Annotated in this window: 15 protein-coding genes; 9 read left to right on the top strand and 6 right to left on the bottom strand. The window is 59.2% G+C overall.

Going from position 1 to position 13,046, the window contains the following annotated elements:
• Positions 1-206 precede the first annotated feature (206 nt).
• Entirely contained in the window at positions 207-968 is a 762-nt protein-coding gene (locus J7394_RS13945) for a DNA/RNA non-specific endonuclease (protein WP_209253839.1), read from the bottom strand.
• Between the two features lie 109 nt (positions 969-1,077).
• Positions 1,078-2,328, bottom strand: coding sequence for a tyrosine--tRNA ligase (tyrS, locus tag J7394_RS13940; protein ID WP_209253838.1), 1,251 nt, complete (start codon positions 2,326-2,328; stop codon positions 1,078-1,080).
• A 245-nt stretch (positions 2,329-2,573) separates the two neighbouring features.
• On the opposite strand from tyrS, the gene J7394_RS13935 reads away from it, so the two are divergent.
• From J7394_RS13935 to J7394_RS13925, 3 genes are all read left to right on the top strand, one after another.
• A complete protein-coding gene (locus J7394_RS13935; RefSeq protein ID WP_371812015.1) occupies positions 2,574-3,695 on the top strand; it encodes an anhydro-N-acetylmuramic acid kinase in 1,122 nt (373 codons plus the stop codon).
• An 84-nt stretch (positions 3,696-3,779) separates the two neighbouring features.
• Positions 3,780-4,061: a hypothetical protein gene (locus J7394_RS13930; protein ID WP_209253837.1), complete on the top strand. Its 282-nt coding sequence runs from the start codon at positions 3,780-3,782 to the stop codon at positions 4,059-4,061.
• Positions 4,062-4,071: 10 nt separating this feature from the next.
• Entirely contained in the window at positions 4,072-4,533 is a 462-nt protein-coding gene (locus tag J7394_RS13925; protein WP_209253836.1) for a hypothetical protein, read from the top strand.
• 83 nt (positions 4,534-4,616) lie between these two features.
• Here the strand turns inward: J7394_RS13925 and J7394_RS13920 are convergent, their stop codons facing one another.
• The gene (locus tag J7394_RS13920; RefSeq protein WP_209253835.1) at positions 4,617-5,039 is read right to left on the bottom strand and encodes a cupin domain-containing protein; all 423 of its coding nucleotides are present in this window, start codon (positions 5,037-5,039) and stop codon (positions 4,617-4,619) included.
• Positions 5,040-5,126: 87 nt separating this feature from the next.
• On the opposite strand from J7394_RS13920, the gene J7394_RS13915 reads away from it, so the two are divergent.
• On the top strand, positions 5,127-6,545 hold the full coding sequence (locus tag J7394_RS13915; RefSeq protein ID WP_209253834.1) for a YdiU family protein: 1,419 nt from the start codon (positions 5,127-5,129) through the stop codon (positions 6,543-6,545).
• Here J7394_RS13915 and J7394_RS13910 read toward each other — a convergent pair.
• Positions 6,521-7,438, bottom strand: a complete 918-nt coding sequence (locus J7394_RS13910; protein ID WP_170466490.1) for an adenylate/guanylate cyclase domain-containing protein — start codon at positions 7,436-7,438, stop codon at positions 6,521-6,523. The two genes, J7394_RS13915 and J7394_RS13910, sit on opposite strands and share 25 nt — an antisense overlap.
• 157 nt (positions 7,439-7,595) lie before the next feature.
• On the opposite strand from J7394_RS13910, the gene J7394_RS13905 reads away from it, so the two are divergent.
• The 5 genes from J7394_RS13905 to J7394_RS13885 all read left to right on the top strand — a co-directional run bounded on the left by J7394_RS13905 (position 7,596) and on the right by J7394_RS13885 (position 11,627).
• Entirely contained in the window at positions 7,596-8,300 is a 705-nt protein-coding gene (locus J7394_RS13905) for an endonuclease/exonuclease/phosphatase family protein (protein WP_209253833.1), read from the top strand.
• Positions 8,301-8,383: 83 nt separating this feature from the next.
• Positions 8,384-8,797, top strand: coding sequence for a Fur family transcriptional regulator (locus tag J7394_RS13900; RefSeq protein ID WP_170373928.1), 414 nt, complete (start codon positions 8,384-8,386; stop codon positions 8,795-8,797).
• 140 nt (positions 8,798-8,937) lie between these two features.
• The gene (locus J7394_RS13895; RefSeq protein WP_209253832.1) at positions 8,938-9,822 is read left to right on the top strand and encodes a DMT family transporter; all 885 of its coding nucleotides are present in this window, start codon (positions 8,938-8,940) and stop codon (positions 9,820-9,822) included.
• Positions 9,823-9,958: 136 nt separating this feature from the next.
• Positions 9,959-11,236, top strand: coding sequence for a phosphopyruvate hydratase (eno, locus tag J7394_RS13890; RefSeq protein ID WP_209253831.1), 1,278 nt, complete (start codon positions 9,959-9,961; stop codon positions 11,234-11,236).
• A gap of 220 nt (positions 11,237-11,456) precedes the next feature.
• On the top strand, positions 11,457-11,627 hold the full coding sequence (locus J7394_RS13885) for a hypothetical protein (RefSeq protein ID WP_209253829.1): 171 nt from the start codon (positions 11,457-11,459) through the stop codon (positions 11,625-11,627).
• On the opposite strand, the gene J7394_RS13880 is transcribed toward J7394_RS13885, so the two are convergent.
• Positions 11,624-12,073: a GNAT family N-acetyltransferase gene (locus J7394_RS13880; RefSeq protein WP_209253827.1), complete on the bottom strand. Its 450-nt coding sequence runs from the start codon at positions 12,071-12,073 to the stop codon at positions 11,624-11,626. The two genes, J7394_RS13885 and J7394_RS13880, sit on opposite strands and share 4 nt — an antisense overlap.
• A complete protein-coding gene (locus J7394_RS13875; RefSeq protein WP_209253825.1) occupies positions 12,070-13,008 on the bottom strand; it encodes a nucleoside hydrolase in 939 nt (312 codons plus the stop codon). The genes J7394_RS13880 and J7394_RS13875 overlap by 4 nt, the downstream gene beginning before the upstream one ends.
• Positions 13,009-13,046 lie beyond the last annotated feature (38 nt).

The raw sequence follows: 13,046 nt of genomic DNA, 5'->3' as shown, positions 1-13,046 counted from the left end.
TTGGAAAGAAGGGCTCAAGACGCGCCATCTGCGCATCGCTCAACCAGAAAAGATCGCTCATGTTACCGCTCCGTTTTCGGAGCCGTGAATCATGCAGCGCGGCGAAAATCAATGCATCCTGACCCTAAACCTTGCGTGGGTCGCCAAATCCGGCGACCCACGCAAGCATACTCAACTCCGGATACAGCCAGCGCCATCTTGGCAATTTACAGCGCCAGCGGGTAGGTGACCGGTTTAGCGCCAGTCGCTTTGGGCATCTTCTTTGCTGCCGATGCCGGTAATTTCGACTTTGCGATCCGCTCACTTGGTTTGCCATCTTTGAAAAAACTGTCCACCCGCCAGCTTGCTTTCAGGGTTCTCGGCAGTTTGCTCAACATGCGCGAGGTTTCCTTTGACGCACTGCTCCACCAGGGTTTCATGCCGCCGCTGCACTTTGCATGAAACCGGACGCGGACCCGATAGCCCGAGGCTTTCTCTTCCTTTCTGAAGTCCTGCAAGCTCTTGATCAGCTTGGATTCAAAGGCACTGTAGTAGGTTGAGTTCGAGCTGGCCGACATGGGCGTCAGATTGACATTGGTGCCGGGCCCGCCAAGTTTTTCGCTCAGGATATGGCCTTTGATGTATGTCTGTGCCTGCAGTTCCGAGTAGTCGGACAGCATCTGAATTTCTGTCAGCGCCAGAAGCTCCAAAATCTTGTCGACCGAATTTGCCTTCGCAAGCTTTTGTAGCGTCGACTTGTTGGATAGCGCCTTTTGCACCGCAGCCAGATCAATCAGGTCTTTTACATCCCAGCGCGAGTTGAACCGCTCGACAATCGCGCAATGGCCGGTAGCCGGAGAGCTTCCCTTTTGCTTCAAACTGTCTGTTGTCAGGATGCAGGTGACCTCATCCGCGCCAGTTGAGAATTTTTCGCCTTCAAAGACAACGTCGGCGCGGCGAGAAGATGTGAATTTGTTCGCAACAACCATGTTCAAATCATACTAAAACGCTTCAATAGTCAGCAGTTTAGCATAGATTTGGGCTTCGACGAAATAAGGCGCTTCGGGCGCAGGTGTTTGCGCCCGGAAACGAGAGAGATCAGCCCAGCTGAACCAGTGCGTGGCGTTTCTTGCCTGCGCTCAGTTTGATCGGAGAGGAAAGCGCACCTGCGTCAATCATCAGGCCTGCATCCGTCAGCGGCGCGTCGTCCAGCTTGGCACCGTTTTCCGAGATCAGGCGCTTGGCTTCTTTGCCGGACTTGGCCAGACCGGATTTCACGATCAACTGCACGATCGACATGCCATCACCCAGCTCATCCGCGCTGAGCGTGAGGGTAGGAAGGTCTCCGCCCACGCCGCCTTTTTCGAACACTTCGCGGGCCGTGGCCTCGGCTTTGGCAGCGGCCTCAGACCCATGCAGAAGGGTCGTGACCTCATTGGCGAGGCGGATTTTGGCCTCATTGATCTCGGACCCTTGCAACGCGCCCATGCGGTCACACTCATCGACCGGAAGCTCGGTGAAGATCTTCAGGAAGCGGCCCACATCGGCGTCGGTGGTGTTGCGCCAGAACTGCCAGAACTCATACGGCGACAGCATATCGCCGTTCAGCCAGATCGCTCCGCCCTGCGATTTGCCCATCTTGCGGCCGTCGCTGGTGGTCAGCAGAGGCGTCGTCAGGCCGTAGATTTCCTGATCCAAGACGCGGCGGGTCAGGTCGATACCGTTGACGATATTGCCCCACTGGTCCGAACCGCCCATTTGCAGAACGCAGCCATAGCGGCGGTTCAGCTCAAGGAAGTCATAGGCCTGAAGGATCATGTAGTTGAATTCGAGGAAGCTCAGCGATTGCTCGCGGTCCAGCCGGGATTTCACGGACTCGAAGGACAGCATTCGGTTGACCGAGAAATGCCGCCCGATATCGCGCAGGAAATCGAGGTAGTTCAGGCTGTCGAGCCATTCGGCATTGTTCAGCATCAGCGCGCCGGTCTCGCTGTCATCGTAGGACAGGTACTTGGCGAAAACCTTCTGCATCCCGGCAGTGTTGGCATCGATCTGTTCTGGGCCGAGCAGAGGGCGTTCGTCCGAGCGGAACGAAGGATCGCCCACCTTCGTGGTGCCGCCGCCCATCAGGGTGATCGGCTTGTGGCCGGTCTTTTGCAGCCAGCGCAGCACCATGATGTTCATCAGGTGCCCCACATGCAGCGACTGTGCGGTGGCGTCATAGCCGATATAAGCCGTCTGCACCCCGTCGATCAGCGCGTCGTCAAGGCCCTGATAATCGGTGCAGTCGGCGAGAAAGCCGCGCTCGATCATCGTGGCGATGAAATCCGATTTGGGGTGGTAGGTCATATCGTGCCCTCGGGGTTACTGTTGCGGGGCACTGTATAGGCGGCAGCGTGGGGAAGGGGAAGGTGCCTTTTGCGCTGAAAAACACCTCGGGTCAGCGTCGCATACATGGCGCTCGGGGCAGAATTCTTTGCAGCTCAGGCGCAAGGCGCTTGCCTTGTCTGCCATAGGCGGGGCAGGTTGGCGCCGTTGCACGCTCTGATTGTTCAGAAGGCAGGTGCAACGTCTGATACAGGCAGGAGGCAGCCGTGCGGCAGTCCAACAAGATACAAGGGCCGATCCGTGCGCTTGGGGCGATGTCCGGAACGTCAATGGATGGCGTGGATGCAGCCGTGGTCGAAACCGATGGCCATCGGATCTTCAGCTTTGGTGAAACCGGATATCGCGCCTATTCCGAGGCCGAACGCGCGGTGATCCGGGCTGCCTTGGGGCAATGGCAAGGCCCCGATGTTGAGGTCGCGGGCGAGTTGGTAACTGTGGCCCATGCCGAGGCCCTGTCTGAATTCGAAGAGGTGGATTTGATCGGCTTTCACGGCCAGACCCTCGCACATGAGCCGCGTGGGCGCGGTACCTTACAGGTGGGCGACGGCGTTGGGCTGGCACAGGCGCTGGGTTTGCCGGTTGTCTGGGATTTCCGCAGTGACGATGTGGCTTTGGGGGGCGAGGGCGCGCCTCTGGCCCCGTTCTTCCATTTCGCCTGTGCCAAATGGATCGATGCGCAGGAGCCGCTGTGTTTCCTAAACCTCGGAGGTGTCGGTAACCTGACCTATGTGGACCCGTGTTTTGATGGCCCAGAGGCGCCCGGGGCGTTGCTGGCGTTTGACACCGGCCCGGCAAATGCGCCTTTGGATGATCTGATGCAGGCGCGTCTTGGCCAGCCGATGGATCGCGACGGTGCAGTGGCCCGAGGCGGCACCGTGGAAACCGGTGCGCTCGAACTGTTTCTGGCCGAGCCATTCTTTGCACGCATACCGCCCAAATCCCTGGATCGAAACGACTTTGCTGAGATGGTGCGGTTGGTGCAAGAGTTGAGCGATGCAGATGCGGTTGCGACCCTGACCGCAATGTGTGCGGCGGGTGTAGCGCAGGGGATGCAGCATTGCCCGAAACCTCCGGCGCGCGTGCTGGTGACCGGCGGTGGGCGGCATAACCCCGTTCTGATGGAGATGCTGCGCGTCTCGTTGGATTGCCCGGTTGAGCCGGTCGAGGCCGTGGGGCTGGACGGCGATATGCTCGAAGCTCAGGCCTTCGCCTATCTGGCGGTCCGCGTGGCGCGGGGTTTGCCGACCTCATGCCCTGGAACGACGGGGGTGCAGGCCTTGGTGGGCGGTGGCATAGTCAGCCGGGTCTCGGTGGATCAGGCGAGCTAAGCTGGGAACTCGGACCAAGTGGTTCAAAAGCGGGCATAAATGTGCGACGCTAATTTAAACGTGTTTCAACAAAGGTCTTGTTTCATGGCGACAAAAGCGGAACTGGAAGCCGAACTTGAGGCGTTGCGCGCGCGCAATGCGAAGTTGGAGGAAAGCGCGGAGGCGGGCGCCGAAGAAAAGGCCCCGACCAAGACGAGCGATGAGATTCGGCGATTGCTGAAAGAGCATGGCGTTGATCTATCCGGGGCCGAGGCCATGGGTGAGGAGGTCGTTGCCGAGTTTGGTCGATTGCAGAAGGATTATCCGATTACAGTTCTGCTGATTGCGTTCTCGCTTGGGTATGTGGTCGGCCGGGCCAGCAGATAGAGAGGGTGAGATGAGCAGACTTAGCAGAAATCTTGTAACGATCTATCGCACGGAACGCCTGATCGCCCGTCGACGTCTTGCGGTCATGCAGCAGCAGACGATCCTGATGGTGCTGGCGGGTATCGCTGCACTGGCCGGTCTGGTTGCCCTGAATGTTGCCATTTTTTTTGCACTGGAAACGTTGATGTCTTCCGCCGGTGCAGCAGCGGTGCTGGCGGCCGGGAACTTGCTTTTGGCGGCTCTGCTTGTTCTGTTTGCGCGGCGGACCAATGTCGAGGATGAAATCGCCCCGGCGGTGGAAGTGCGCGACATGGCAATCGCGGACGTTGAAGACGAGATGGAAGAGATGGCCACTGAGGCGCGTGAGGTGGTTCAGGCGGTCAAGAGTATCGGGGCAAATCCGCTGGGATCTTTGCCAGCGCTGTTGGTGCCTCTGTTGACCGCGCTTTTGAAGAGCCGGGCCGAGAAATAGGTGGCTAGGGGGGCTGTGCCCCCGCCGCGCTTTGCGCGACTCCCCGAGGTATTTTTAGCCAGATGAAGTTTGGATCCCTTGGGCTATCGTTTGCGAGGGATGTCGAACCCGGGGGCGGCGAGGTCGAAACCTTCGAATTCGAAACCGGGAGAGACGGAGCAACTGACCAGAGTGTAGTCTCCGGTGGTTCGGGCGGCTTGCCAGTGGTTTGCGGGAACAATCAGTTGCGGCGCGCCTTTGGACAGGTCGGGGCTGAGAAGGTGGTCGGAGGCGGGGCCTTGGTCACTTTCGCTGATCGACAGGATCAAAGGCGCGCCTGCGTGGTAAAGCCAGATCTCGGTCGCATCGACGCGGTGCCAGTGGCTGGGTGCCTCGGCCTCTAGCAGGAAATAGATGCAAGTGCCCGTGGCGCGGCCTTCGTTTTGGGCGCGCCATGTCTCGCGGTACCAGCCGCCTTCGGGGTGTTTTTGCAGGTTCAGGTGGTCGATGATCTCTTGCGCGGTCATGTTCGGCCCTTTGGGTTTTTACGCGATTATGCATGGGTTCGCACGATCCGCTATGGCAATCATCGCGTCAGGTCATATGTTTGCGCCATGACCCTTACGATCCCCTTTGATAACTCCTACGCCCGTTTGCCGGATGCCTTTTACACGCGGCTGTCTCCGGTCCCCGTGAAAGAGCCTCAGTTGATTGCGTTCAATGAGGGGTTGGCGCGGATTTTGCGCATCTCACCCGGAGATGTCACGGAGATGGCACAGGCCTTTGCGGGCAATATGGTACCCGACGGGGCAGAGCCTTTGGCGCAGCTGTATTCGGGGCATCAGTTCGGGGCTTATAATCCTCAGCTCGGGGATGGGCGTGCGGTTTTGCTGGGTGAGACTGTGGGCGAAGACGGGATACGCCGCGACATTCAGCTAAAGGGCTCGGGCCGGACGCCTTATTCGCGGCAAGGCGATGGGCGGGCATGGCTGGGGCCGGTGTTGCGGGAATATGTTGTCTCAGAGGCGATGCATGCGCTGGGTATTCCAACCACGCGGGCTTTGGCCGCTGTAGAAACGGGTGAAGCCGTTTACCGCGAAGGGCCGATGCCCGGGGCGGTTCTGACCCGTGTGGCGCAGAGCCATTTGCGCGTAGGCACGTTTCAGGTCTTTGCAGGGCGCAGACAGGTCGAAAGTCTGAAACAGCTGACCGACTATGCCATCCAGCGCCACTACCCTGAGGCCGAGGGACCAATGGGCCTGTTGCGGGCCGTGCGTGATGCGCAGGCGAAGCTGATCGCGGCGTGGATGAGCGTTGGGTTCATTCACGGGGTGATGAATACGGACAATTCCTCGATCGCGGGGGAAACCATCGACTATGGCCCTTGCGCCTTCATGGACAGCTATCATCCGAATACGGTGTACAGCTCGATCGACCGGATGGGGCGCTATGCCTATTCCAACCAGCCCGAAATCGCGGTGTGGAATCTGGCGCAACTGGCGACGGCCTTGATCCAGCAATACGATAACCCTCAGGACGGTGTCGAAGAGGCGACTGAGATCGTACACGCCATGCCCGATTTGATCCAGCAGGAGTGGTTGAGCCGCTTCCGTGCCAAGCTGGGTTTGACGCGCGAGGAGGATGGCGATCTTGGGCTGATCACCGACCTGTTGAAGCGTATGGCGGAGGAGCATGCGGATTTCACCAATACGTTCAGGGCGCTGGGCGGTGAGCGCGCGCGGGATCAGTTCACGAACCCCGAGGCGTTTGATAGCTGGGCTGAGGGTTGGCAGGCCCGCATGTCACGCGAGGCGGACCCGCATGGGGTGATGTCAGCGACAAACCCGGCCTTCATCCCACGTAACCACCGTGTTGAGCAGATGATCGAAGCTGCGGTGAAAGGGGACTATGCCCTGTTCCATCGTCTGAACGATGTGTTGTCACGACCCTTTGAAGATCAGCCCGAGAATGCCGATCTAACTCGACCCCCCAGTGCAAATGAGGTGGTTCACGCGACGTTCTGCGGAACCTGATTGCGTCCCAGCAGTTCGAATTGCAGGCAGGTCTCGGACATGTCGATGGGCAGGGTCGGTGAGATCAGGCCACTATCGGCCAGCATGACTGACTCACGCTTCAGTTGGATTTCGCGCCCGGATTCCGATTTCACGTAGGTGCCAGAGGTGCTGCGATCTGTCAGGATCAGCTTACCAGCTTTCATGGCAAGGACCGCATGCAGGCGCGAGATCCAGGGCTGAGGCAGGACCACGTCGCAATCGGGCGCGCGGCCAATCTTGAACTCTCCGTTGCCGAGACAACGCCAGACTCGGTCCTCATGACGCAAGATCAGGGTCAGACCTTCGCGGGGCTGCCAGTTCTCTTCCGTGCGGCCAAAACTCTGTGGCAGCCTCGTCTGCGAGATCGAGTCGGATTCGGGATGGATCAAGGAATAGGCCGTCTGAGGCTCGGTCAGCCCCTTCAGGCTGAGCTGGCCCAAAGGTGTCAGCGTGCGCCGAAGATCGGCAGGAAGCAAAACAGCGATCCCTTGGCTGAAACAGGCCTCACCCGGATTGGCGGCGGTTGCAAAGCGCGCTGTCACGTTGACGGCTTCGCCATAGATGCCGCGCTTGCCGATCACGATGGGGCCGCAATGCACGCCCACATGGACCGATAGCGGCGTATGGGTCGAAGGCTCAATCAGCTTCAGGGCTGCATTGTAGGCCGCGCTTGGGTTCTCGAAATAGCTGAGAACATCGTCGCCCTTCTGCCCGACTGGAATGCCGCCAAACTCCTGCAGGACCGAGCGCAGCCGGTCGATCTCAAGTTGGATCAGGCGCTGGGCTTCGTCATCGCCCACCGCTTTGTAAAGCGGCGTACTGCCCACGATATCGGCAATGATCATCGTGGCGAATGTGGATTCAACGTCCAAGGGCGCGTTTCCTTTTTGCGGCAGTTTAACCCCGCTTGATTTCGTGTAAACTTATTTAATGTAATGCTCATAAACCTTTGAGGGAACGCGCTGAGAATTGCAACAGTGCGCCCATTCCAAAGGTTCCAAATCGGTGCCGTTGACTCTGAAAAGCGATATGAAAATACCCTCGGTTCTGCGGCTTGCCAGCTACAATATTCAGAAATGTGTCGGCCTTGATCTCCGGCGTCAGCCACAGCGCATCCTTCAGGTTCTCGAAGGAATGCGCGCCGATATCGTCGTGTTGCAGGAGGCTGACAAACGCTTGCCGCCACGGCCTGCAGCGCTGCCTCAGTTCATGTTGGATGAGGCCGGATGGCAGATCGTCGATCTGGGCGGGGCGGGCAGTTTGGGATGGCACGGAAATGCGGTGATCTGGCGCGGTGATGCGATCTCGGTCCGTCAAACCGGCCATCACGATTTGCCGGGGTTCGAGCCACGTGGCGCGGTGCGGGTTGAGTTCGATACCCCTATTGGGCCGCTTCGGGTGATGGGCATGCATCTTGGGTTGCTGTCCGCCTCGCGCCGACGGCAGATCACTCACATCCGCCAGTTCGGTGCGGATCTGGAGGATATGCCGACGGTCTGGGCCGGGGATTTCAACGAATGGTCGCGCTCACCTGTGCTCGATAACCTCGTACCCGAGATGCGGTTTCTGCCTCCGCTCCCCAGCTTTCCCGCCGCCCAGCCCTTGGGCGCATTGGACCGGATCGCCCTTGGGCAGGGGGTTGAGGTGCATGCGCATGGCGTGCATGAGGATCGCCCGGCCCATATCGCCTCGGACCATTTGCCGATCTGGGCCGATTTGCACCTTGAAGGATGATCTGCGCAGGCATGTCGAATTCTTGTGGCGCGGCGCGTGCGGACATATTAAGACAGACACCCGAATAGTTTCTGAGGGGCATCATGCCGGATACGATCATTTCGCGCTGTGAGGCCAAAGGCCTTCGCATGACCGGCCAGCGGCGCACTATTGCGCAGGTTCTCGAAGAGAGCGCGGACCACCCGGATGTCGAAGAACTCTATGCCCGTGCCTCGGCTTTGGATTCGGGTATCTCGATCGCAACGGTTTACCGCACGGTGAAACTGTTCGAAGAGGCCGGCATTCTGGAGCGTCTGGAATTCGGCGATGGCCGCGCCCGTTATGAAGATGCCGAGAGGGATCACCACGATCACCTGATCGACATGCAATCGGGGGAAGTGATCGAATTCGTCGACCCCGAGATTGAAGCCCTGCAGGAAAAGATCGCAGAAAAATTGGGCTATCGCCTCAAGGGGCACCGGCTGGAGCTGTATGGCGTTCCCATCAAGCCCGAGTGATCCATCACCAAACGCGATGGGTGGCAACAAGACAATTCATCGCTCGCGATGTGATAGGTCTTGATTTAACGCAATACATACGGTTTTGCTGAAGCGAGAAGGTGGCAATTGGTGCCGCCCGTTTCTCTACGGACAGACCCATGAACAACGTCAACGGCATTTTGCTGGTCATTGCGTCTATGGCGGCATTCACGCTTGAGGATGTGTTCATCAAGCAGCTGACGTCTTCCATCACGCCGGGCCAGATTCTGGTGATGCTGGGGCTGGTCTGTTCTGTCGTATTTCTGGTCATGGCCATCGCGACCCGCAAACGGATCTTTGTGCCCGAGGCGTGGCAGCTTTTGCCGATGATCCGCGCTATGTCCGAGGCCGTCGCTGCCGTGGCTTTTGTGACGGCGCTGGCCCTGGTGGACCTTTCGACCGTCGCGGCCGTGTTTCAGGCGATGCCTCTAGCGGTCACCATGGGGGCAGCGCTGTTTCTGGGTGAACAGGTCGGTTGGCGACGCTGGAGCGCGATTGGTGTTGGCTTTATCGGCGTGCTGATGATCATCCGGCCCGGGCTTGAAGGGTTCCGCCCGGAATCCCTGTATGTGGTGGCTGCGGTCATCGGCGTGGCGGCGCGTGATCTGATTACGCGGCGGCTGGACCGCAAGGTCTCATCGGCGGTTGTGTCCTTGCAGGCCTATCTGGCCTTGGCTGTCGGCGGCGCGGCCTTGATGATCATGAACGGCCATCCGCTGGAAGCCATGCAAAGCGCTGAGGTCTGGCCTTTTGCCGGAGCGGCCTTTTTCGGTGTTCTGGGATACTATGCGATTGTGATCGCGATGCGCGTCGGCGAAGCCTCAGCCGTCACACCGTTTCGCTACACGCGGCTGTTGTTCTCGATCCTTGCGGGTGTCCTGGTCTTTGGCGAACGCCCGGACCTGATGACGCTGGCGGGGGCGTCCCTGATCATCGGCTCGGGTCTCTATACCTTTCTGCGCGAACGCAAATTGGCGCGCGAAATGGCCTTGGCTGCCGCGTAACCCTGTTGGCGCAAACATGACGCTGTTAGCCCTAAAGGGCCGGGAATATGCGTGTTAGCGATAACGGAAATGGTTTACTTTTGGTTCCGTGCTGCTATGACGCGTGCAACGGAATGCAGCCACAGGGACCGCCCTCATGAGTACCATCATCGACATTCACGCACGCGAAATCCTGGACAGCCGGGGCAACCCGACGGTCGAGGTCGACGTGATTCTGGAAGACGGCACAATGGGCCGCGCGGCTGTGCCCTCGGGTGCCTCCACCGGTGCCTACGAAGCGGTCGAAAAGCGCGACGGTGACACGTCGCGCTACATGGGCAAGGGCGTGCTCGAGGCCGTCGCCGCCGTCAACGGCGAGATCGCCGAGGAGCTGGTGGGCTTTGACGCGACCGAGCAGGTCGCCATTGACCAGGCGATGATCGAGCTGGACGGGACCGAGAACAAGGGTCGTCTGGGTGCAAACGCCATTCTCGGTGTCTCGCTTGCGACGGCCAAAGCGGCGGCGGATTTCACCACGCAGCCTCTGTATCGCTATGTCGGCGGCACCTCGGCCCGCGTCCTGCCGGTTCCAATGATGAACATCATCAATGGCGGCGAGCACGCCGACAACCCAATCGACATTCAGGAATTCATGATCATGCCGACCTCGGCCGCGAATATCCGCGAAGCGGTGCGCATGGGGTCCGAGGTGTTCCACACACTGAAAAAAGAGCTGTCGGCCGCTGGTCTGGCCACCGGTGTCGGTGACGAGGGTGGCTTTGCTCCGAACATCGCCTCGACCCGCGAAGCGCTGGATTTCATCCTCAAGTCTATCGAAAAGGCGGGTTACAAACCGGGTGAGGAAATCCACCTCGCGCTGGATTGCGCCGCGACTGAATATTTCAAGGACGGCAAATATGTCCTCGCCGGAGAGGGCACGACCCTGACCTCTGAAGAAAACGCGGCCTATCTGGCGGCGCTGGTCAACGACTACCCGATCATCTCGATCGAAGACGGGATGTCCGAAGATGACTGGGATGGCTGGAAAGCGCTCACCGACGCGATCGGCAACGAAGTGCAATTGGTTGGCGACGACCTCTTTGTGACCAACCCGGAACGTCTGGCCGAAGGGATCGAGTGCGGCTGCGCCAACTCGATGCTGGTCAAGGTGAACCAGATCGGATCGCTGACCGAGACTCTGCGCGCTGTCGATATGGCCCACCGGGCCCGTTATACCAACGTGATGTCGCATCGCTCGGGCGAGACCGAAGATGCAACCATCGCGGATCTGGCCGTGGCGACCAATTGCGGTCAGATCAAGACCGGCTCGCTGGCGCGGTCGGACCGGTTGGCCAAGTACAACCAACTGATCCGTATCGAAGAATCGCTGGGTGAAGTTGCTGAATATGCCGGAGCGTCGATCCTGAAACGGTGATTTCAAACCCGGTTTTGAATACTGCCAGAGGCCCTCTTCCCACGGAAAGAGGGCCTTTTCGATTTCAAAAAGACGATTGCGACTGTGAATTCTTCAGGTTGGGAGAATTCGACTTATTTGCAGGTATTTAGAGGGTCAATTGGTATTATGTGTGAACTTAATCACACGGCACTCACGGTTTCGTGTTCTATACTGAAGTCATTACAGAAAGGAGCACACCATGACTGGTTCGAAATTCCTTCTCGTAGCGACAGTTCTCAGCACTGTATTTCTGGCGGCCTGTGCAGGGCCAGGGACCTATCCGATCACAGGGGAAAAGGTCTCCTCCGACGATCCGGTACAGGAGATGTATTATAACCCGAGTGTGATTGTCCGGGGCGAGTTGCGCTAGAGCGCTTTGCTCATCAGCATATAGCGCTCGCGTGGTTTGAAACCGGTGCGCAGATAGAGTTTCTGCGTTGCCTCATGCGTTCGATCGACTTCGAGGTGTAGGGCAGTCAGCCCTGCTTCGGCCAGCGCCTTGGGCAGTTCCAGCAGAACCTCGGTGGCGATGCCACGTCCACGAACGGCGGGGCGGATGTAGATTTCGTCTACGAACCCATCCATGCCGCCGAATTCAACCGACCAGCCGAAGGTCAGGATGATATAGCCCAGAGGCGCGCGGCCCGGGCCGATCAGGTAGATGCAGCCATGGGGGATGCCCTTGAGCAGCGGCATCAGCGCCTCGCGCCGTTGGTCGGCGTCCTGTGCGATCCCTTGTTCGGCATGGAACGCAGAGACCAGCCCCATCAGGCGGTCCAGATCTTCGGGGCGAGCCAATCGGAGTGCGGCGGTCATAGGCGGGCCAGCCTTTCGGTCAGAAGGGTGAAGAAACCGTCCGCGTCCAGATCGCCTATGAACAGGGCGTTGGGCGTGCGGTCGGTGACGCCCCACCAATCTGCGACGGTCATGCCAAGGGTCAGCTCGGACTGAGTTTCAATCTCGACATTCACATGGCGGCCGGTGAACAGTTCGGGCCGGATCAGGTAGGCCGTGACGCAAGGATCGTGCAGAGGAGCGCCCTCGCTGCCGTACTTGTTTTTGTCGAAGCGTTCGAAAAAGTCGGTCATTTCTGCAACCGCGACACCTGCCTTGTTGCCAAGCGACCGGAACGCATCATTGCGTGGCTTGGTGACCAGCGCCTTGTGTGTCACGTCCAGCGACATGACCACGATCGGCCTGCCACATTTGAACACAATATCAGCGGCTTCCGGGTCGACGTGAATGTTAAATTCAGCCGTGGGTGTGATGTTCCCGACCTCGAAATAGGCCCCGCCCATCAGCACGATTTCCTGCACCCGGTCGACGATATCGGGGGCCTTCTGGAAGGCGGTCGCGATGTTTGTCAGTGGCCCTAGCGGGCAGAGCGTGACTGTCCCAGGCTCATGCGCACGCAGGGTGTCGATGATGAAATCAACCGCGTGGCCCTCGGCCAAAGGCATTTCGGGATCGGGAAGCACAGGCCCGTCGAGCCCAGTTTTACCGTGCACATGTTCAGCGGTGACCAAAGGCCGGTTCAAGGGGCGATCGCATCCGGCGTAGACGGGGATATCAGTGTGACCTGCCAATTCGCACACAATCCGCGCGTTCTTGGCGGTCAGTTCAAGCGGCACATTTCCGGCGACGGCAGTGATGCCCAGCACCTCGATCTCTTCGGGGCTGGCGAGCGCTAGAAGAATGGCGACGGCGTCGTCCTGACCGGGGTCGGTGTCGATGATGATCTTGCGGGGCATCGGAGTCTCCGGGGGGCGTGAAGGTCGGACACTCGCAA

Source organism: Ruegeria sp. R13_0 (genome assembly GCF_017743995.1).
GTDB lineage: Bacteria > Pseudomonadota > Alphaproteobacteria > Rhodobacterales > Rhodobacteraceae > Ruegeria.
Note: the sequence above shows the minus strand (reverse complement) of the source record. Positions and strands in the feature narration are given on the sequence as shown.